Below are 19,326 nucleotides of genomic sequence, written 5' to 3' on the forward strand. Positions count from 1 at the left end.
CAATCTCCTCTTACAACGAAGATTGAATCAGTGCTTCAGGACCGCTGCAACCCGGACTTTTTCAACACTATCCACCCTAACCCGTCCTTTTTCAGCCTTATCATGAATGTCGCGCAGGCTTGTAAATCAGACATTGCGCTGGCGCGGCTCGAGCGCTCCAGTTAATTCGAGCATCTGATAGCCGGCCAAGAGTGTGATCAGAGATCCGACAACCCAAGAGCGTCCTTTCCCGCAATGCCTTGACCATCTATCCCGACAGCGGTGCCGCAATAACGCCTCCAGCGATCAGGCCGGCGACCGAAGTTGGGTAGCCGCAGAATCCGCCGGCGTGCTCCCAACGGCCGGTAAAACAGAATGCATTGGTTTAAAGGGCGGCCATGGGCACTTCCGCGAGATTGCTCCCAGCGGTTGTCGGTGCTAAATTTGGTAGAAGCTGCCGCACTGATGTGTCCGAGTGCGCCGCCTGCCGCCGCCGATGCGTTCTTAGAGTGGCCTAAAGAGGTGGCAGGGTTTGGAGACCGGGACGATGAGCTTGACGCGCCGCGATGTTTTGATCGCCGGGAGTGCGGGATTTGTCGGGGTTGCGCTCTTCTCGCCGCGAAGCGCACGTGCGAATGATGAAGCGCTGGATCTCGTCAAGCAGCTCACCGGACGGACGGCCACGGTATCGGATCGCCTTCACCTGATAATGCCGACCGACTTCCCGACCGGCTACACCGTGCCCATAAGTCTTTACATCGACAGCCCCATGACCGAGGCCGACCATGTAAGGCAGATGCGCGTGTTCGCGCCGCGGAACCCGCTCATCGAAGTGGCCAGTTTCAATTTCGTCCCGCAACGCAGTCTGCCCCGCGTGTCGACACGCATCCGGCTTGCCAAACCGCAACACGTCGTCGCTGTCGCTGAAATGAATGACGGCATCTTGCTGATGACCACGACGTGGGTCCGTGTCGCCACGGATGGCTGTGCTTGAGATCGGAGAGAGACAGTGACCACCCCGAGACCACGCGTGATCGTGCCAAACGCTGCGGCGAAGGGGGAGATTTTTCAGGTCAAGACCATTATCAGCCATGAGATGGAAACGGGGCTGCGCTATGATGATCAAGGCGAGGTAATCCCGCGCAAGATCATCAACAAGTTTGTCTGTCGCTACAACGAAACTGTGGTGTTCAGTGTCGATCTTCACGAGGCGATTTCGGCCAACCCGTTCTTCGAATTTTCCTTGCGCGCGACGGAGAGCGGCCGGCTCGATTTTGTCTGGGAAGAAGACGGCGGTGCCGTCTATATGTTGTCGCACCAGTTCACGGTCGGTTGAAGTGGCGACACAATCGAGCTGCGCGAATTATAGCGTGACAAGTTGAGTGGGAGCGTGACCGGAAAACTGCGAAACAGACGGGTATTCAGCATGCGCCCCGTCGCGAGATCTGCGATTGCCACGGGTCTCGTGCTGCTCGTCAGCCAATCCGGCGCGGGGGCGGGGCCCGATCAAGGCGCTCAACTCGCCGCACTCTGTGCGTCCTGCCATCGTCTCGATGGCGGCGGCACAGGCATTCCCAGCATCATCGGGCTTGGTGAGGAGAGGCTCACCAACGCCCTGCTTGCCTACCGGGCGAGCGAGAGTCCAAATCACATCATGCACGTTATCGCGCTGTCGCTCAGCGACGAGGAGATCGCGAGCGTCGCGCGCTATGTCGCAGCGCAGGGAAGTAACCCGCGATGAAATGCTGGACTCGTCGCGAGTTCGGCCGCCTCACCGGAGCAGCGTTGTTAACGGCGCTCAACCAGCCGAAGGCGCGGGGCCAGGCCAAGGCGCGTGTCGTCGTGATCGGCGGCGGCATCGGCGGCGCAACGGTCGCCAGATATCTCGCCGCCAGCGCCACGGCTATCGAGGTGACCCTGGTCGAACCGCGGCAGAGCTACACGACCTGCTTTTTCAGCAATCTCTATCTCGCCGGGCTACGACCGTTCGAATCGCTCGGCCATGGTTATGAAGCGCTGGCAAGGCAATACGGCATCACCGTCATTCATGAGTCCGCCGCGGCGATTCACCCGGCGGCGAAAACCGTTGCGCTCAACAACGGTTCAAAGCTCAGCTACGACCGTCTCGTTGTTGCGCCAGGCATCGCATTCAGGGATGGGGCGCTTAAGGGCTATGACGAAGCGGCGATGGACATCATGCCGCACGCCTGGAATGCAGGACCGCAAAGCAAGCTGCTGCGCCGGCAACTGGAAAGCATGGAGGACGGCGGGCTGTTCGTGCTCGTTGCGCCGCGGAATCCGTTTCGCTGCCCGCCCGCCCCCTACGAGCGCGCTTCCCTCGTCGCATCCTATTTCCAGCGCCGCAAACCCAAGGCCAAAATTCTGATCCTCGATGCGAAAGACAGCTTCAACGCGCAGGACCTGTTCCAGGACGCTTGGAACCGCCACTATCCGGGAATGATCGAATGGCTACCGGCTCAGTTCACCGGCGGGGTCACGGCAATCGACGCGAAGACCCGGTCGGTGATCACCGCGGGAGCTACATTCAAGGCCGCGGTGGCCAATGTCATCCCGGCGCAAATGGCCGGGCGCTTGGCGCAGCAGGCGGGGCTCGCCAATCGGTCGGGCTGGTGTCCAGTCGATCCGGTCACCTTCGAATCGGCGCTGCAGCCCGGCGTCCATCTGGTCGGTGACGCGATCATCGGCGGGGATATGCCGAAATCCGCCTTCTGCGCCAACAGCCAGGCCAAAGCCTGCGCCTTTGCCATCGCGGCCGATCTCACTGGATCACCGCCTTTCCCGGCGCATTTGTTCAACACCTGCTACACCTATCTCGCCCCCGACGATGCGTTCAGCAACGCCATCAGCTTCAAGCCCGTCGACGGGAAGCTCAAGAGCGTCATCAGCTTCGTCAGCAAGGTCGAGGAAAGCTCCGAGGTCCGCCGGCAGGCTGCGCGCGCGGCGGAAGGCTGGTATGACGCCTTCACGCACGACGTGTTTGGCTGAAACGAAACTCAACTCCGCTCGACGGCCGGGCCGGCCATTGCGGAAATGCCGGCGCCATCGTGGGTACGCTGCGACTTGGTGCCGGATCGTTGCTCCGGGATCAGCGCTGGAACAGGATCGGGCAGCCGCTCCAGCCGCAGCGAATTCACCACCACGAGAATGCTCGAGCCGGCCATGACCGCCGCCGCAAGGATTGGCTGCAGAAGTCCGAATGTTGCGAACGTCAGGGCGACGAGGTTGTAGCCGAACGCCCACATAAGGTTGGTCAAGATGGTCCTGCGGACCGCACGGGCCACGTCGACGATCCAGGGCAGCATCCACAATCCGTCCGCAGGCAGCACGAGCGCTGCAGTCTCGCGGGCGAGATCGGTGGCGGAGCCGACGGCAATACCGACATCTGCGGCGGCCAGGACCGGCCCGTCATTCAGTCCATCGCCGACCATCGCCACCGAACCGTGGTCATGGCGGAGCCGATCCAGGGCCAGCCGTTTGGCCTCCGGCGAAAGGCCCGCTTGGACGTCCTTGATCCCGACCAGAGCCGCCATCCGCTCCGCCGCTTGCGCCAAGTCGCCGGTCAACAGCGTGGCGTCGAGCCCGCGCTCACGCAGGGCCGCGATCGCGGCATGCGCCTCGGGAAGCGGTGAATCATCGAGCGACAGCACGGCGTGAACCTGCTCGCCCCAACCGACATAGACCACCGAATAACCGCTCGCCTCCAGCGACCGCGCACGCTCAGTCAGCGACGGGGGAAGCGGCCAGCCCAGATCATTCATCAATCTGCCGTTCCCCGCCGCTACGGGCCGGCCTTCGGCGCTGCCGCGGACGCCACGGCCGGGAACCGTCCGGACATCGCGGGTGACGAGCGGCGTGATGCCGCGCTGAGCGGCGGCTGCCGCGATGGCCCGCGCCAGACCATGCTCGGAAAGTCGCTCCAGACCGGCGGCGCGCGCCAGCACTTCGTCGATGCCGACCTCCTGGCAGTCGACGCCGACGAGACGCGCTTTGCCCGCCGTCAGAGTGCCGGTCTTGTCGAAGGCGAGCAACCGGACACGCGCGAGGGTCTCAAGCACGCCGGGGTCGCGGACAAGGCAGCCGTGCCGTGCCAACCGGCCGATGCCGAGTGATGTCGCCATCGGAGCAGCGAGGCCGACGGCACAAGGACAGGCAACCACCAGTACCGAGAGGCCAATCAGCAACGCCCGATCGAACGGCAATGACTGCGCCCAGTAAACGATCGTCAGCCCGCCGAGGGCGAGGACGAGCGGCACGGACACGCCAACGACGCGATCGGCAAGACGCTGGGTTGGACTGCGACGGCCCAGCGCTTCGCGCACCGACCGGCAAATCCGCGCCCAGCGGGTTGCAGTTCCGTCACCGCTGCTTTGGATCAGGAGCGGGCCGTCGATATTGATACTGCCGGCAATCACCTTGGAGCCGGCGCCCTTGGTTACTTGCCGGCTTTCTCCGGTAATCACGGCTTCATCGGTGTTCGATTCCCCTTCGACAACCACGCCGTCGACCGGAATGCGCTCGCCTGGCCGGACCCGCACCAGCATGCCGGCCGACACCTCCCGCACCGGACGGCGGATCTCTGCCGCGCCATCGATCACGGTCGCGCTCTCGCCTTCTGCGGCCAGAAGAGGTTCGAGGTCGCGCGCCGCCCTGGCGCGGCCAACAGCCTCGAGATAGCGGCCAACGGTGAACAGCATCAGCACCATCACGGCGGTGTCGAAATAGACATGCGTGCTGCCCTCGAACACGGCAAATGCCGAATAGAGGTAAGCGGCAGCGACGCCAAGCACGATGAGTGCCGACGACGTCACTCGTCCCTGAATACCATTGAGCCACATTTCGCGCAGATAGGGTCCGCCGAGAATCACCACCGCCGGCGTCGCGAAGATCCAGAGCAAAAGGTGGATCCACGGCAGCACGCCCGCATCGACGCCGGTGAACGCGTCCGAATAGAGGAGGAGGCTGAACATCATGATATTCATGGAGAGAAAGCCTCCCACGCCGAGCTGGATCAGAAGCCAGGCGGCTTCCCACTCTTCGTGTCTGCCGCTCTTCACCTGAAAGGCGATGCAACAGCCGTAGCAGCAGAATGCACAAGCCTCACCGTTGAGCCTGCGCTCCATCGGGCGCAGGCCGACGGGCAGCGAACAATGGCTACAGAGGATATCGCCATGCGCAGTCATGCAGGATGTCCGCCCAGCCAGGCAAGGCCGATATGCGCGTCGGATGGCAGGAGACCACGGCCGAGCGTGATGAGACCGAGCAAAAGAATAAAGCCGCCAGCCAGCCGCACGCCGCGCCGCCGCCAGGCTGGCCCTAGTATCCGGCCAACGCCGCCCATCATCAACATCGCGGGGAAGGTTCCCAGTCCGAACCATGCCATGACGAGAAACCCGGGAAGCGCTCCGGCGGTGCTCGCCGCCTGGGCGGCGAAGGCATAGACCAGGGGACATGGCAGGAAGCCGTTGAAAACGCCAAAGGCAAGCGGCGCGGCGCTGCTCCGGGCAGTCAACAGACCGCGCAGGGACAATGCAAATGTGCTGCCGCCAAATCCGATCGCAAGGCGATGAAAGACCTGCAGCCAGCCGAAGAACTGCAATGCCATGGCAATCATGAGCAGGCCAGCGACGATCGCGAGAATTCGTTGGGCGGTGTCGAGAGAGCCGTTCAAGAGCGGCGCAGCCGTTAGACCTTGCGTGGTGCAGATGACCTGACCGATCGCACCCGCGAGCCCGCCCAGAAAGCAATAGGTTGTCAATCGGCCGGTATTATAGAGCAGGTGGCGAAGGACGGTTGCGCCTCCGCCTCGCTGATCGCGGCCCAGCGCGCAGGCAAAGCCGCCGCACATGCCGATGCAATGAAAGCTGCCTGCAAATCCAGCGGCGAAGATCACGAGGTAGTAGATCATTGGCGTTTTCGCAGCGCCGCGTCCGCGTCGCTATTGCCGCACAAGATAGACAAGAAAGATGATAAAGCCGACGGTGCAGCCGCCATAGATGAGGAAGCCGAGCATCTGTGGCAAGCCGGCGTCAGCGAGCTTGAAAACCGTGTCCTGTAGCATCCGCTGCTCCTATGTCAGCCGAAATAAAGACGAAGCACGTTTACCGCCACCTCGAAAGCCAGGAAAAGGAGGTTCAATGCGGCGACCCCAAGGAGAATTTTGGCTACCAACATCTCCATCACTCCTGCCTTACCAGCTCTTGCGACAGTCTTCTTAGAACAGACGGCCGGGGCCGAGCCCGCCCCAATAAACATACATGTAATACAGCCCCCAAGCGAACAGCAGCACGTAAACAACGAGAAGCCATAGCGGAATGAAGCCCACACGCGCCTGTATCAGGCCGCCGGCATAGTCCTCTAGTTCAGGGTGCGAGCTTTGACGTACATCCAGTTCCGGGTGCCTCGGGCTCTCCGGATCGCTGCTCTGCAGATCGCTCATTCTCCATCTCCCTTTCAAAAAAGTCGTTGGCGGCTTTGTCGGTGCCGCTCAACGCGCCGGATAGGACGCCCCAGATGAACAAGAACAGGGCCGCCAGGCTCATCATCATGGCGCCCGCATATGGTCCGGTGACTTCAAAACCGAGCATGCGCTAACCTCCGGCGGGTGCCTGTTTCTCGCCAGGCGGCGCTGGCGGGCCGGACGCCGGCACCGACGGATCGGGCACATAGGCTCGCTCAGGCTTGTCAGCGACCAGTTCCAGATCGTTCAGCGCCGCGCGGGCCTCCTGCTTGATCGACAGCGGCTGCAGCGAGAGCGGGTCTTTATAGGCGGAAAGCGCGACCACGAAATAGGAAAGTGCCCATCGGTCCTCGTCCGGAAAGGCATCCCGATAGGACGGCATCGGCGTGCCGCTGAGGCCGGTAGTTATCGTCCGGAAGATGTCTTCGACGGCTGGGCCAGACTTGAACTGGCCGCTGGTGAGGTCGGCCGGCGGGGTGGCGAACCCGATATCATCCTTGAGGCCGGCAGCCTTCTCGCCGTCGCCCTTGCCGCCTTGGCCGTGGCATTCCCAGCACTTCGCCACCTGCCAAACCTCCTTGCCACGGTCCAGCATCGTCTGGGACGGGGTCGGCGGGCGCCCGATATACAACGGTGGGCCAGGCGGCTCCTCGACGAAGAAAGCGTAAGGACTGGCGGGGTCGGAACGGTCAACCGCCAGCTCATACTTGATGTACTGGATCACCGCCAGCCGATCGTTGAGCGGCAGTTCGTACCAAGGGGGCATTGCCGTGCCGCGGATGCCGCGAGTAATGGTGCGCAGCATGTCCCCGTCCGTGGGCAGGGGCTCCTTTGTCAACCTAAATTTGAAGACTGCGGACGTGAAGTCCCTGGGCCGCTGGTTAAACATAAAGGTGGCGGCCGGCCCGTTGCCGTCGCCTTTGGCACCGTGGCATCCGATGCAGCGGCGCTCATAGACTTCCTTGCCATAGGCAATCCATTCCTCGGAGCGCGGCATCGTCGCATCCATGACCTCCAGACTTTGCGGCTCGAAAAGATCGCGCCATTTACCCCGGTTCGTGCCGAGCTTCTGGACGTAGGAAACGAGCGCCGCCAGCGATTCCGTCTCCGCCGCGATGCTGACGGTTTCTCCTGTGTATTCGTCATTCGGCGTCAGGATGATCGGCTTTCTTTCGCGCGCCTTCAGCGGCACGAACAGCAACCCGTACGCATTCGGCGTCAGCTGGATCGCTTGCGGGCTGTCGAAGTCGAAAAGGCCTTCGGTGACCTCTGTCCTTTCCAGGGTCCGACCGCCAGCGCCGTCGTCAACGATACGGACGGCTGCATCGGGCTCGTGGAAGAGACCGCGATACGGCGCCATTATCGAGTCCGGCACCAGCATCCGCGGATTGTAGAAGTGCGCCAGGTGCCATTCGTCGCTGTATTTCAGGCCGACGCGCGTCAGGTCCGGCCCGATCCGGCGTGTGCCTAACAGGTGCGGCACGTCATAGGCGTATTCGCCCGCCTCGCTGACCGGTCCCCAGCGGCGGATCTCGCCGGTCACCGGCCGCACGAATTGCGAATGGCAGTACCAGCAGCCTTCGCGCAGGTAAATGTTGCGGCCGCGACGCTGCTGCTCGGTGTAGTCCGTCGCCTCTGAAACCGTCCATTTCAGCTGGCCGAAATCCGTGCGCACCACCGAGGTCACGCGCGTAGTTCGCGAGGACGGCTCCACGAAGGGCAGCACGCCCTGCGTGATCACCGCAAGGGTGATGCAGAAGACGCCGGCGAACAGCGCGAAGAAGCGAACGTTCACTGCGCAGGCCCTCCCGCCGGGGCCGGGGTAGGCGCCTCGACCGACCCGCGGACGCGTCGCGCCTCAGCCGCCGGACTGGTCAGTGCGGTCAGCATCAGATTCACCACCAGCAGCGACATCCCGATATCCATGCTGATGCCTGCCAGGGTCCGCGCCAGCCAGTAGGGCTTCACCCAGACGAGCGAGTCGAGCCATTCGACCCCATTCATCCATTGATAACCCTGCTGCAGCCCGCCCGCTGTGAGGACCAGGCCCATGGTCGTGATGCCGACGGTGATCAGCCAGAACGACCAGTTGCCGAGCTTGAAGGACCAGAGTTCGCGCCCGAACAGTCGCGGCCAAGTATAGACGAGGCCCCCCATCGCCCATACGACGAAGGTGCCGAACACGGTGAGATGCGAATGCGAGATGACGAAATCGGTGAAGTGGGTCGGCTGCTGCAGCTGCCGCAGCGCCTCGGTCGAGCCCTGGAAGCAGCCGACGAGATACATGAGCGAGCCCATGATCAGGAACTTCGCCGGCAAGTTCCTGCCGAACTCATGCCACTTGCCCATCATGGTGCCGAAGAAGTTCACCAGCACCGTCCACACCGGAATGATCAGCAGCATCGATGTGACGACGGCCAAGGTCTCGGCCCAGTCCGCGATCGGGCTGTAGAGGTAATGGTGGATGCCGACGAACGGGTAAAACAATGCCAGGGACCAGAAGCCTACCAGCGAGAGCTTATGGGCATAGAGCGGATTTCGCGCGCTGATTGGCAGGAAATAGTAAATGATCACGTAGCCCGCGGGCGTTAGCCACAGGCCGACGATGTAGTGGAGATAGAGGCCATGGAAGGCGGCGCTGTTGATGCCCGAGATCGTGTACGGCAGGATGAAGCTTCCAAGCACGAAGTTCATCGTCGTCCACACGAAAGTCGCGATCAAGTACCATAGCGCGACATAGATCGCCGGCTCGAGCCTCCGACTGATCGTGATCAGGAATTGCGCGGTAGCAACAGCCACTACGATGAAGAATGCGACCTTCGCATAGAGCGGAAACTCTCCGGCTTCCAAACCGTCACTGTCGCCGAACAGCAAGCCGACCAAACCGGCAAGCGTTGCGATGTTCCAGACCCATGCGAGAAGAACCGACCACTCCGACCATATCACCCGCACCCCCGACAGACGCGGCACGAGATAATAGCAAAGGCCGATGAAAAGCGTCGAGAAGGCGCCGAAGATGACACCGTTGACGTGGACGGGGCGCAGCCGGCCGAAGGTGAGCTCGAGGTTTCCCGATCCAAGATAGTCGGGGTAGTTGAAGGTGCTCGAGATCAGGACGCCGACGGATGGCGTCACCATCAGCCAGAACATGCCGAAATAAAGCCAGGTCCGCACGACCCGGTTGTCGACCAACGCATCCAGGTCCACATCCGCGAACTTGCCGCGCAGCTCCATCCCCGTCTCTGCCAACGCATCGACCTCCCCGCGCGGTTCCCGGGCCGCACCACTGCTTCACCCCACCCTTCCCGAGGGACTCGCTTCGCGCTCCCGTGAAGCCGGTGCCCGGCTATCGACGAGACTAGTACTTGCCTGGCACCAACACGGAGCCGGTGTTCGACCAGGTGATGTACGCCTCGAGCGCCTTCATCGCCTCCGATTCGGGATCGATCTTCTCGCCCTGGTTCGGTTTCTCGATGCACCAGTTGATCATGTCGCGCAGTGTCGCGAATTTGGCCATCGACTGCTGGAACTTGGGGAACGCATGCGGGTGGGTATCGGAGGCCATTGGATGGCACATGGCGCAGGCCCACCCGGTGGTCGACAGCTTGACGCCCAACTGCTCCGCCATCGCCGCATCACCGTGGAACAGGAGGTCTCCCTTCCTGACCTCCTCCATGAACGCCTCTTGATAGAGTTTCAGCTGCTTTGGCGTCACCGGGTCCTTGTTGGCACTGGCCGGGCCGATGACGACGGCAGCTGCGACGACTGCTCCGGCGACGGTGGAACGCCTCAGAATGCAGAGGAATGTCGATGTGTTTATCATAGCCACCCCCTTTTATGGATTTTCCCACGGGTACTGTCTGTCGGCGATGCGTGGCTGTATGACCTCCTCAATGCTCTTGTCGTGGTCCTCCGGCGACTGGACGAGCACCTCCTTGCGCCCCCACATGATGTACTCGACATCGACCTTGTCGTCGGCGTTGACGCTCACGGTTTCCCAACCGACCCCGTCGAAGGGATCGCCAGGATCGACACGGATCATCGGCTTAGTCAGCTTGGGCACGCCTTCCGGCGCATACGGCCACGGCCAGGAGGTCGCCAGCATGCCGATCGAGCGCATGCTGCCGATCTCGTTGTAGAGCACCTGGTGCACGTGACCGTGGATGTTGGTGACTTTGGTATAAGGCTTCAGCACGTCATTCACTTCGCGCCAGTCGCGCACCCAGAAATTCCAGGGCGGGTAGTACTCGTACAGCGGATTGTGGCTGAAGATGACGATCGGCTTGGACTTATCCCACTCGGCGAGTGTCTTCTGCATCCAGTCGAGTTGCTCGCGGCCGACGCCGGCCCACGCGCCGGCAACCGTGCCGTCAAGGGTAGCCATGTGGCCCATGCGCTCCTCTGGCGTCATCTTCTTCGCTGTCCAGTAGTCCGGTCCCCGGCTGACCGTATCGAGCCCGATGAAGCGCACGCCTTTGTGATCGAAGGTCCAGTTGGGTTGGCCGAACAACTCGCCCCACTTCTTGCCCATATCCAGATACCAGTCATGCTCGCCCGGGATGTAATACTTCTTGATCTTCAGATCCTTGAGGAGCTCAACGCCAAGCTCAAGTTCCTCGATCTTTCCGAGCTGGGCCAGGTCGCCGCCGAAGATCAGGAAGTCGGCCGGCGGATCCATGGCCTGGACCTCTCGCACGGCGCGCACCACTTTGTCGACGAAGCGCGTGTTCAGCGATCGCGGATAGAGATGGGTGTCCGAAATCCAGGCAAACTTGAAGGGCGCTTCGGCGGCGTGAGCGACGTCGATGGTGTTGAGCAGCGGCCACCACGCGAAGGTCTGGCCGACGGAAGCAGCGCCGAACAGCAGCGATCTGTGAATGAAGGTGCGGCGGGTGATTTGGAGCGAGTCGTCGGGGCGTACTCCCGGCTGCTGCAGCACCGCATGCATTTCGCGCCGAATGCGGTCAAGCTCGTCAGACATCAGGGTTCCTCCTCAGTGCAGACCGTTTCTTAAAGCGTCGGTCTTCTCGCAGGAACGCGACCCTGTTGAATGAGTGGGTCGCCCATTTTCTTATTTTTTCAGTTCAATCGTCAGACTGGTGGCCTTATTCTCCTCTACCGTTACGGGCTGCTCAATGGGCCCGGTGAAGGGGTGGATCGCCACAAGTTTGTAGTTCCCAGGCGGAACATCAGTTATGCTGAACTTGCCATCGGCGCCGGTGACAGCGTAGTAGGGATTGTCCACCACATAGACCCAGCCTTCCATCCAGCCATGCGCGTCGCAGTCGATGCGGACGGTGCCGGCCCGATTCAGTTCGACGGGTATCCGCTGGCCCTTATTGGGCAGCGCCAGGTTGAAGGCGGTGCGCTTGCCATAATACCCGTGGGTGTTGTGGAGCATTGGGTCGCTGTTGACCACCTCCAGCGAACCGGCGGGTATCATCTGAACCGCGGGCTCAAAGCGACATTTGAGGTTGTTGAGCTCAGGCGGCTTTCCGGGCTCCGGCCAGGCCTTTCCCTGTGCCACGTCGACCAGCTGCACCGCCGCGTTCAGCACGGCCTGATCGCTGCCGACTTCGATCAGCGGCTCCTCGCGGGGATCGCCGCACACCTCGATATCCTTGGTGGGGATGATCTTTGTTGTCGGCACGTCGCCGCGGTAGACGATCGTACCCTCGATCGTTCCGCCTCCCGTGACCGGACCCACTTCGTAGGCTTGCGCAGGCGCGGACACCATCGCAACGAAAGCGATCGCCGCCAGCCCGCTCATCAATTCGCGAATGGTCATAAAAGCCTCCTCCTTCTAGCGAGATGAGGGGCAACTTTTAAAAATAGAGCTAAACCAGTACCATGTCTAGCCATTCAGCAACAAAATATGATAAAGTGGGATAGTTTAGGCGAGTTTGTTAATCACAAACACACGCGGGGGTTGGTGCGTCATTCTCGAAGTGCCGGAGGTACTTGATGAAGCGGCGGCATGGACTCCTCAGCCCTTGGGCCTACGGTCCGCATACCCTCTTCTGCATCATGTTCGCAGCGGCCCTGTCGATCTGCCAACCCCTCGCGCGGGCTGACACGCCCGTGACGGTTGGGGGCTCATTCACGCTTACAGCGCCGGACGGAACGACGGTCACCGATGAGACTTATCGCGGCAAATGGCTGCTGGTTTTCTTCGGCTATACTTCTTGTCCCGACATCTGTCCGACGACGCTGTCATCAATCGCCGCGGCGATTGAGGAACTCGGCCCCGACGCCGCAAAACTGCAACCGCTCTTCATCACTGTCGATCCCGAACGCGACACGCCTGAGGTGATGGGAAGCTTTACCGCAGCGTTCGATCCGCGCATCGTGGGACTGACCGGCAGCCCGCAACAGATCGCTGCGGTTTCGGAGGCATATGGCGCCTATGGTGTGGCGCGCCGGGGCGAGGCGGGCGGCGACGACTACCTAATGGATCACGGCACCCACATCTACATCATGAACCCACAGGGGCAATTCGTGGAGGGGCTAGACTCTGACACACCAAGCAGCGGCATTGCCGCTAGGTTGGGTGAACTGGTGCGATGACACCAGCCCTGGGATGACGGACATCACGATTATGCAGTTGAGCGATCCATAGAAAGTTGTCATCCGGAAGGAGAGCGACCATGCAAAGACATACAAAGGAGGCTTCGGAGCTTAAGGCATTGATCCTCGCGGATCTTCATAAGGAGCCGGGATGCGAGCACGTCACTGATTTTGTGATTCAGCGGCTCGAAACCAAGGAGAACGGGGCAAACTGGACTGTCAAATATCTGGATCCTAATCAAGATAAGGTCTGCGAGACAATTCTGATAAACATCGCGCGAATGTTGCAGCTCAATTTCGACCTTCCTGAACGCGGGTCGTGAGGAACTATGCGAGCGGGATCGGCGCGCATCGCGCTTAGACATAATTCGTATGCAAGCAGGGGAATCGGGCGATGGCGGAACCCACAGCGTTGCACACCGGCAAACCTGGCGGCGTAAAGAACATCCTTGCGCCGCGGCGATTTGGACCTCCGATGACCAGAGATGGGGGCGATATGGCCGATGGGCAAGGCCGTATCTTGGTGCCAGGCAATACGAGTTATGACGGTTTCTTTGCAGATGCGATCGCGCGTCTGCAGGAGGAACGGCGCTACCGTGTGTTCGCGGACCTTGAGCGCGTCGCCGGACGCTTTCCCAATGCCGTGTGGCATTCCCCGCATGGACCGAAGGACGTCGTGATCTGGTGCTCCAACGACTATCTCGGGATGGGACAACACCCAAAAGTGGTCGCCGCCATAGTGGAGACTGCTACCCGCCTGGGAACGGGGGCCGGCGGGACGCGCAATATCTCCGGCACCAGCCATCCGCTCCTAGAGCTCGAGAGCGAGCTTGCCGATCTCCACGGCAAGGAGGCGGCACTGGTCTTTACGTCCGGCTATGTTTCGAACCAGACTGGCATCTCGACCATCGCCAAGCTGATCCCCGGTTGTCTGATCCTGTCCGATGCGCTCAACCACAATTCGATGATCGAAGGCATCCGTCAGTCCGGTACGCAGAAGAGCATCTTCCGCCACAACGACGTCGATCATCTCGAGGAATTGTTGAAGGCAGCGGGTCCGGATCGGCCAAAACTCATCGTCTTCGAAAGTCTCTATTCGATGGCCGGCGACGTCGCGCCAATCAATCGCATTTGCGAAATCGCCGATCGTTACGGCGCAATGACCTATCTCGACGAGGTCCATGCTGTGGGCATGTACGGCCCTCGCGGCGCCGGCATCGCCGCGCGCGACGGCGCCATGAACCGGATCGATGTGATCGAAGGCACGCTCGCGAAGGCCTTCGGCTGCCTTGGCGGCTATATCACGGGAAGTGCTGTGCTGATCGATGCGGTTCGTTCCTATGCTCCGGGTTTCATCTTCACCACCGCGTTGCCGCCGGCGATCTGCGCCGCGGCCACAGCGGCGATCCGGCATCTGAAAACCTCGCACTGGGAGCGCAAGCGCCAGCAGGATCGCGTCCGGCGGGTCAAGGCGGCGCTGGGTGCCGCTGCGCTGCCGGTCATCCTGAGCGACACCCATATCGTTCCTGTGGCAGTCGGCGATCCGGCGCATTGCAAAGCAGCGAGCGACCTGCTGCTGAGCGATCACGACATCTATATCCAGCCGATCAATTATCCGACTGTGGCGAAGGGAACTGAGCGGCTGCGCATCACGCCGACACCCTGTCATGAGGACATCATGATTGATCGGCTCGCGGCAGCTTTGTTCGATGTCTGGAATCGGCTCGGGCTGCCACGGGACAATCTCGCCTGAGCGGCCGAATGAGCCGTCGCCGTTCCCCGAAGATTTGGTATTAAGGATCAAGGAAATGGCTGCCAAGGAAATCATGTTCTCGTTCGAAGCTCGCGACAGAATGCTGCGCGGCATTGACATCCTGGCGAATGCGGTGAGCGTCACGCTTGGCCCGCGGGGGCGCAACGTCGCGATCGGCAGGGAGCACGGCGCGCCAAGGGTCACGAAGGACGGCGTGACCGTCGCCAGGGAAATCGAACTCGACAACAAGTTCGAGAACATGGGCGCCCAGATGGTGCGCGAGATAGCAACAAAAACCTCCCATCAGGCCGGCGACGGCACGACCACCGCCGTCGTGCTCGCGCATGCGATCGCCCGGGAGGGCGCCAAGGCGGTGGCGGCCGGCATGAATCCCATGGACCTGAAACGCGGCATTGATCTCGCGGTCGAAGCCGTCGTCGCGGAACTCAAAAACAACGCCACGAAGGTCACCTCGAACGTCGAGATTGCGCAAGTCGGGACCATCTCGGCCAACGGCGACAGGGAGATCGGCCGCTGCCTCGCCGACGCCATGAAGAGGGTCGGCAATGACGGCGTGATCACTGTCGAGGACGGGACGTCGCTGGAAACCGAACTCGAATTCGTCGAGGGCATGCAGTTCGACCGCGGCTATATCTCGCCCCATTTCATCACCAATCGCGCAAAGATGCGGGTCGAGATGCAGGATGCCTATGTCCTCGTCAGCGAGAAGAAACTGTCCAGTCTGAGCGAAATACTGCCGCTGCTGGAGAAGGTGGTGCAGGCCGGCAAGCCGCTGCTCATCATCGCCGAGGATGTCGAGAGTGAGGTGATGGCGGCGCTGGTGGTCAACAAGTTGCGCGGCGCTCTCAAGGTTGCAGCCGTGAAGGCGCCGGCCTACGGAAACCGCCGCAAGGCGATGCTGCAGGATCTCGCGCTGATGACCGGCGGAACGGTGATCTCCGAGGATTTGGGCATCAAGCTCGAACATGCTTCCCTCGATATGCTCGGGCGCACCAAGAAGGTGATGATCGACAAGGCAAACACCACGATCGTCGGCGGCGCCGAGCGGGAAAGCATCGAGGCCCGCATCGCCGAGATCAAGCTCGAGCTTGCTGAAACCACCTCCGATTTCGACCGCGAGAACCTCCAGGAGCGGCTGGCCAGGCTCGCCGGTGGCGTCGCCGTTATCCGGGTCGGCGGTGCAACCGAAGTCGAGGTCAGGGAGAAGAAGGATCGCATCGATGACGCGATGAACGCGACAAGAGCCGCGGTTGCAGAGGGCATTCTCCCCGGCGGTGGGGTCGCCCTACTGCGCGCCGGCAGGGCGCTCAAGAAGCTCAAGGGCAGCAACGAGGACCAGCAGGTCGGCATCGCGATCGTCAGGAAGGCGATCACCTGGCCGGCTCGGCAAATCGCGATCAATGCCGGCCTGGAAGGCTCGGTCGTCATCGCCGGGATCCTCGAAAACGACGACAACGCCTATGGGTACGATGCCCAATCGGGCGTGTACGCGGATCTGGTGTCAAAGGGCATCATCGACCCAGCCAAGGTGGTGCGAACGGCGCTCCAGGGCGCAGCCTCGGTGGCAGGCCTCCTCATCATGACGGAGGCGATGGTGGCCGAAGTGCCTGGCCCGCCGCCGCCGGAGCTTCCCGGTCACGAGCATCATCATCACGATATGGATTTGGATTTCTGACCGCTTCGCGGTCGTAACCCGGGCTCGCCGCGGTCAACAATGATCTCGTCCGCTATCGAGGTGAGACAAGTCGTCGAGGATCACGGTATCCTATCCAAGGTGTCGGCTTATGGCGCTACCTGCTCGTTCCGATAGATGAGACGAATGGCAATATTCACCGATCTCGGCCCTTCTCAGTACCTACCTGATTAGGTTTTACCTGGGCCGTGATCCCGAACCGAAGGTCAGCGCAGCAAGATGTGAAACCGGTTTCGGGAAAGGACTAATGAAGCCCCATCCCGATTCCATCGAGATCGATCAAGCGCCGGTCAGACCGGCCGCACCAGAACGTGTTTTTTCTTGCCGAGCGACAGCTTTACGACCTGTTCCTGACCTAGATCCTCAAGTGTCACCAACCGGCGATCGTCGGACACGGACTGGTCGTTCAGCCGCACTGCGCCGCCCTGGATGTGTCGCCGCGCCTCGCCGTTGGACGCGGCAAGCCCAGCGGCAACGAACAGCGACAATATGCCGACGCCGCTTTCCAGATCGGCCTTGCCGACCTCGACGGTCGGCAGCGTTTCGGCCAGCGCGCCTTCTTCAAACGTCTTGCGCGCGGTTTCCTCGGCTTGCTCGGCCGCCTCGCGGCCGTGCACGATGGCCGTCGTTTCCGTGGCCAGGACCTTCTTGGCCTCATTGATCTCGGAGCCGCCAAGCGCGGCGAGCCGCGCGATCTCGCCGAGCGGCAGGCGGGTGAAAATCTTGAGGAAGCGGGTCACGTCGGCGTCCTCGGTGTTGCGCCAGTACTGCCAGAAATCATAGGGCGAGTAGAGGTCGCCGTTCAGCCAGACCGCGCCCTTCGCCGATTTGCCCATCTTGGCGCCTGACGATGTCGTCAGCAGCGGTGTGGTCAGGGCATAAAGCTGCGGCGTGCCCATGCGGTGTCCGAGATCGACGCCGTTGATGATATTGCCCCACTGGTCCGATCCGCCCATCTGCAGGCGGCAGCCATAGCGCCGGCTGAGCTCGACGAAATCATAGCCCTGCAGGATCATGTAGTTGAATTCGAGGAAGGAGAGCGATTGCTCGCGCTCGAGTCTCAGCTTGACGCTGTCGAAGGTCAGCATGCGGTTGACCGAAAAATGCCGGCCGACATCGCGCAGGAACTCGACATAGTTGAGCTTCATCAGCCAGTCGGCATTGTTGACCATGATCGCGTCGTTTGGACCGTCGCCGAAACGCAGGATGCGGCCGAAGATGCGCTTGATGCCCTCGATGTTGGTGGCGATGGCCTCAGGCGTCAAAAGCTTGCGCTGGTCGTCGCGGAAGGAAGGATCGCCGATCATCGAAGTGCCGCCGCCCATCAGCGCAATCGGCCGGTGGCCGGTCTCCTGCAGCCAGTAGAGCATGGTTGCGGAAATCAGATTGCCGATATGCAGGCTGGTCGCGGTGGCGTCGTAACCGACATAGGCGGTCACCGTATCCTTGGCGAAAAGCTGGTCGAGGCCGGCATCATCCGAAATCTGGTGGATGAAACCACGCTCGCTCATTACGCGCAGGAAATCGGATTTGAAGGCGGACATTTTTTCTTTCCCGAAAGCGCCCAACCGAAGCGGATCGGGCGTGGTATGCGTGAACGCGGGCGTTTAGCATCCAAGCGCGGTCAGCAAAAGGGGAATCCGGTTTTTCAACCTGACCGCTGTAACGGCGCCGCACGGCTTCGAATCGAATGCCATATCTTGCGACAGAGCCCGACGCGAGATGCCGGAGATATCTTCGCTGTTCGGCCTATCTCAACCGTTTCGGCCGCGGGTCGGACAACTCGCCTGCCAGACGGCGATCGAGATAGTCCGCGCATTCCTGGAGCAGGAGGTCCGCATCGTTGGAGAAGAAATGGTTGGCGCCGGGCAAGGTCTTCTGGGTGATGGTGATGCCCTTTTGCGTGTGCAGCTTGTCGACCAGCCCCTGCACGTCCTTTGGCGGCGCGACCTTGTCGGCGTCGCCATGGATGATGAGGCCGGACGACGGGCAGGGCGCCAGGAACGAGAAATCATAGGTGTTGGGCTGCGGCGCGATCGAGATGAAGCCTTCGATCTCCGGCCGGCGCATCAGAAGCTGCATGCCGATCCACGAGCCGAACGAATAGCCGGCGACCCAGCAGCTCTTGGAATCCGGATGCAGCGACTGCACCCAGTCAAGTGCCGCGGCCGCATCCGACAATTCGCCGGTGCCATGGTCGAATTCGCCCTGGCTGCGGCCGATGCCGCGGAAATTGAAGCGCAGCGTGGTGAAATCCCGCTTCTGGAACATGTAGAAGAGGTCGTAGACGATCTTGTTGTTCATCGTGCCGCCGAACTGTGGGTGCGGGTGTAGGATGATGGCGATCGGCGCGCTCTTTTCCTTGGAAGGCTGGTAGCGACCCTCCAGGCGGCCGGCCGGACCGGTGAAAATGACCTCAGGCATAAAATACTCCACATGGCATAAGAATGCGCGGCGCCCGGAACAACTCTTCCTCTGGCCTTGACGCAGGGCGAGCGTCTTCTTAGAAGCTAGTTTAGAATTGTTCAAAACTGGGTGGCCAAAACGTCGTGGTTCGGCCATCCACGCCGCAAGTCGCGTAAATAGGACGGCTTGCCTTGCAATTTCAAGGAAATAACGCGCTATCCTCGCGGAATGGCTCTTGAAGGGACCGATCGAAACGAAAATGGCCGGAAGACGCGCCTATCTCGACTACAATGCCAGCGCGCCGCTGCTTGCCGCGGCGCGGGGGGGGGGGGGGTGGGGGGGGGGGGGAGGGGGCCGCCCCCCCCCGGGGGGGGGGCGGCGGGGGGGGGGGCGGGGGGGGGGGGGGGGGGAGGGGGGGCGGGGGGGGGG

19 protein-coding genes and 1 pseudogene are annotated in these 19,326 nt (G+C 61.6%); 8 read left to right on the forward strand and 12 right to left on the reverse strand.

All coding sequences use genetic code 11. From position 1 onward, the window contains the following. Window positions 1-126: 126 nt before the first annotated feature. Window positions 127-358, reverse strand: a pseudogene (locus tag AC0L15_RS31180) (sulfite exporter TauE/SafE family protein); the annotation flags it as partial. 168 nt (window positions 359-526) lie between these two features. On the opposite strand from AC0L15_RS31180, the gene AC0L15_RS31185 reads away from it, so the two are divergent. Genes AC0L15_RS31185 through AC0L15_RS31200 form a run of 4 tightly spaced genes read left to right on the forward strand, consistent with a single transcriptional unit; the run spans window position 527 to window position 2,985 of the window. After that, window positions 527-973 (forward strand): thiosulfate oxidation carrier protein SoxY, encoded by a 447-nt coding sequence (locus AC0L15_RS31185; RefSeq protein ID WP_287247516.1) that lies wholly within the window; start codon window positions 527-529, stop codon window positions 971-973. 15 nt (window positions 974-988) lie between these two features. Next, window positions 989-1,315: a thiosulfate oxidation carrier complex protein SoxZ gene (gene soxZ, locus AC0L15_RS31190; protein ID WP_287247514.1), complete on the forward strand. Its 327-nt coding sequence runs from the start codon at window positions 989-991 to the stop codon at window positions 1,313-1,315. 54 nt (window positions 1,316-1,369) lie between these two features. After that, window positions 1,370-1,720, forward strand: a complete 351-nt coding sequence (locus AC0L15_RS31195; protein ID WP_473498143.1) for a c-type cytochrome — start codon at window positions 1,370-1,372, stop codon at window positions 1,718-1,720. Continuing rightward, a complete protein-coding gene (locus tag AC0L15_RS31200) occupies window positions 1,717-2,985 on the forward strand; it encodes an NAD(P)/FAD-dependent oxidoreductase (RefSeq protein ID WP_287247512.1) in 1,269 nt (422 codons plus the stop codon). Before AC0L15_RS31195 ends, AC0L15_RS31200 begins: the two co-directional genes overlap by 4 nt. A gap of 8 nt (window positions 2,986-2,993) precedes the next feature. Here AC0L15_RS31200 and AC0L15_RS31205 read toward each other — a convergent pair whose 3' ends face one another. From AC0L15_RS31205 to AC0L15_RS31245, 9 genes are all read right to left on the reverse strand, one after another. Continuing rightward, complete coding sequence (locus AC0L15_RS31205; protein ID WP_473498150.1) at window positions 2,994-5,120, reverse strand: heavy metal translocating P-type ATPase; 2,127 nt, start codon at window positions 5,118-5,120, stop codon at window positions 2,994-2,996. A gap of 56 nt (window positions 5,121-5,176) precedes the next feature. Beyond that, window positions 5,177-5,905, reverse strand: a complete 729-nt coding sequence (locus tag AC0L15_RS31210) for a sulfite exporter TauE/SafE family protein (RefSeq protein ID WP_287247510.1) — start codon at window positions 5,903-5,905, stop codon at window positions 5,177-5,179. A gap of 30 nt (window positions 5,906-5,935) precedes the next feature. Further along, the gene (locus tag AC0L15_RS31215) at window positions 5,936-6,058 is read right to left on the reverse strand and encodes a hypothetical protein (protein ID WP_023798301.1); all 123 of its coding nucleotides are present in this window, start codon (window positions 6,056-6,058) and stop codon (window positions 5,936-5,938) included. Between the two features lie 153 nt (window positions 6,059-6,211). After that, on the reverse strand, window positions 6,212-6,436 hold the full coding sequence (locus tag AC0L15_RS31220) for a hypothetical protein (RefSeq protein ID WP_014766281.1): 225 nt from the start codon (window positions 6,434-6,436) through the stop codon (window positions 6,212-6,214). 151 nt (window positions 6,437-6,587) lie between these two features. Beyond that, the gene (locus tag AC0L15_RS31225; protein ID WP_287247509.1) at window positions 6,588-8,252 is read right to left on the reverse strand and encodes a cbb3-type cytochrome c oxidase subunit II; all 1,665 of its coding nucleotides are present in this window, start codon (window positions 8,250-8,252) and stop codon (window positions 6,588-6,590) included. After that, window positions 8,249-9,691 carry a cbb3-type cytochrome c oxidase subunit I gene (locus AC0L15_RS31230; protein WP_353813078.1) on the reverse strand — a complete coding sequence of 481 codons (1,443 nt, stop codon included), beginning with the start codon at window positions 9,689-9,691 and terminating at the stop codon, window positions 8,249-8,251. Before AC0L15_RS31230 ends, AC0L15_RS31225 begins: the two co-directional genes overlap by 4 nt. 124 nt (window positions 9,692-9,815) lie before the next feature. Further along, a complete protein-coding gene (locus AC0L15_RS31235) occupies window positions 9,816-10,280 on the reverse strand; it encodes a c-type cytochrome (RefSeq protein ID WP_128168433.1) in 465 nt (154 codons plus the stop codon). A gap of 12 nt (window positions 10,281-10,292) precedes the next feature. Further along, on the reverse strand, window positions 10,293-11,438 hold the full coding sequence (locus tag AC0L15_RS31240) for a metallophosphoesterase family protein (protein ID WP_287247507.1): 1,146 nt from the start codon (window positions 11,436-11,438) through the stop codon (window positions 10,293-10,295). Window positions 11,439-11,528: 90 nt separating this feature from the next. Further along, window positions 11,529-12,227, reverse strand: coding sequence for a carboxypeptidase regulatory-like domain-containing protein (locus tag AC0L15_RS31245; RefSeq protein WP_473498152.1), 699 nt, complete (start codon window positions 12,225-12,227; stop codon window positions 11,529-11,531). Between the two features lie 194 nt (window positions 12,228-12,421). Between AC0L15_RS31245 and AC0L15_RS31250 the strand changes: the two genes are divergently transcribed. The 4 genes from AC0L15_RS31250 (at window position 12,422) to groL (ending at window position 16,473) form a co-directional block, all read left to right on the forward strand. Further along, window positions 12,422-13,024, forward strand: a complete 603-nt coding sequence (locus tag AC0L15_RS31250) for an SCO family protein (protein ID WP_287247505.1) — start codon at window positions 12,422-12,424, stop codon at window positions 13,022-13,024. Between the two features lie 80 nt (window positions 13,025-13,104). Continuing rightward, window positions 13,105-13,347: a hypothetical protein gene (locus AC0L15_RS31255; protein ID WP_027154144.1), complete on the forward strand. Its 243-nt coding sequence runs from the start codon at window positions 13,105-13,107 to the stop codon at window positions 13,345-13,347. A gap of 173 nt (window positions 13,348-13,520) precedes the next feature. Continuing rightward, on the forward strand, window positions 13,521-14,777 hold the full coding sequence (hemA, locus tag AC0L15_RS31260) for a 5-aminolevulinate synthase (RefSeq protein ID WP_473498154.1): 1,257 nt from the start codon (window positions 13,521-13,523) through the stop codon (window positions 14,775-14,777). Window positions 14,778-14,832: 55 nt separating this feature from the next. Then, window positions 14,833-16,473: a chaperonin GroEL gene (gene groL, locus AC0L15_RS31265; protein WP_287247504.1), complete on the forward strand. Its 1,641-nt coding sequence runs from the start codon at window positions 14,833-14,835 to the stop codon at window positions 16,471-16,473. A gap of 308 nt (window positions 16,474-16,781) precedes the next feature. On the opposite strand, the gene tyrS is transcribed toward groL, so the two are convergent. Next, the gene (gene tyrS, locus AC0L15_RS31270; RefSeq protein WP_287247502.1) at window positions 16,782-18,035 is read right to left on the reverse strand and encodes a tyrosine--tRNA ligase; all 1,254 of its coding nucleotides are present in this window, start codon (window positions 18,033-18,035) and stop codon (window positions 16,782-16,784) included. Between the two features lie 205 nt (window positions 18,036-18,240). Beyond that, a complete protein-coding gene (locus tag AC0L15_RS31275; RefSeq protein ID WP_027154148.1) occupies window positions 18,241-18,915 on the reverse strand; it encodes an alpha/beta hydrolase in 675 nt (224 codons plus the stop codon). Window positions 18,916-19,326 lie beyond the last annotated feature (411 nt).

It is taken from the genome of Mesorhizobium sp. WSM4846 (assembly GCF_055811415.1).

Coding starts and splice junctions, on each gene's coding strand:
- AC0L15_RS31215 (WP_023798301.1), bottom strand. CDS start 6,058: ATGCTACAGGACACGGTTTTCAAGCTCGCTGACGCCGGCTTGCCACAG.
- AC0L15_RS31230 (WP_353813078.1), bottom strand. CDS start 9,691: ATGGAGCTGCGCGGCAAGTTCGCGGATGTGGACCTGGATGCGTTGGTC.
- groL (WP_287247504.1), top strand. CDS start 14,833: ATGGCTGCCAAGGAAATCATGTTCTCGTTCGAAGCTCGCGACAGAATG.
- AC0L15_RS31250 (WP_287247505.1), top strand. CDS start 12,422: ATGAAGCGGCGGCATGGACTCCTCAGCCCTTGGGCCTACGGTCCGCAT.
- AC0L15_RS31210 (WP_287247510.1), bottom strand. CDS start 5,905: ATGATCTACTACCTCGTGATCTTCGCCGCTGGATTTGCAGGCAGCTTT.
- AC0L15_RS31235 (WP_128168433.1), bottom strand. CDS start 10,280: ATGATAAACACATCGACATTCCTCTGCATTCTGAGGCGTTCCACCGTC.
- AC0L15_RS31200 (WP_287247512.1), top strand. CDS start 1,717: ATGAAATGCTGGACTCGTCGCGAGTTCGGCCGCCTCACCGGAGCAGCG.
- AC0L15_RS31185 (WP_287247516.1), top strand. CDS start 527: ATGAGCTTGACGCGCCGCGATGTTTTGATCGCCGGGAGTGCGGGATTT.
- AC0L15_RS31255 (WP_027154144.1), top strand. CDS start 13,105: ATGCAAAGACATACAAAGGAGGCTTCGGAGCTTAAGGCATTGATCCTC.
- AC0L15_RS31275 (WP_027154148.1), bottom strand. CDS start 18,915: ATGCCTGAGGTCATTTTCACCGGTCCGGCCGGCCGCCTGGAGGGTCGC.
- AC0L15_RS31240 (WP_287247507.1), bottom strand. CDS start 11,438: ATGTCTGACGAGCTTGACCGCATTCGGCGCGAAATGCATGCGGTGCTG.
- hemA (WP_473498154.1), top strand. CDS start 13,521: ATGGCCGATGGGCAAGGCCGTATCTTGGTGCCAGGCAATACGAGTTAT.
- tyrS (WP_287247502.1), bottom strand. CDS start 18,035: ATGTCCGCCTTCAAATCCGATTTCCTGCGCGTAATGAGCGAGCGTGGT.
- AC0L15_RS31245 (WP_473498152.1), bottom strand. CDS start 12,227: ATGAGCGGGCTGGCGGCGATCGCTTTCGTTGCGATGGTGTCCGCGCCT.
- AC0L15_RS31205 (WP_473498150.1), bottom strand. CDS start 5,120: ATGGAGCGCAGGCTCAACGGTGAGGCTTGTGCATTCTGCTGCTACGGC.
- AC0L15_RS31220 (WP_014766281.1), bottom strand. CDS start 6,436: ATGAGCGATCTGCAGAGCAGCGATCCGGAGAGCCCGAGGCACCCGGAA.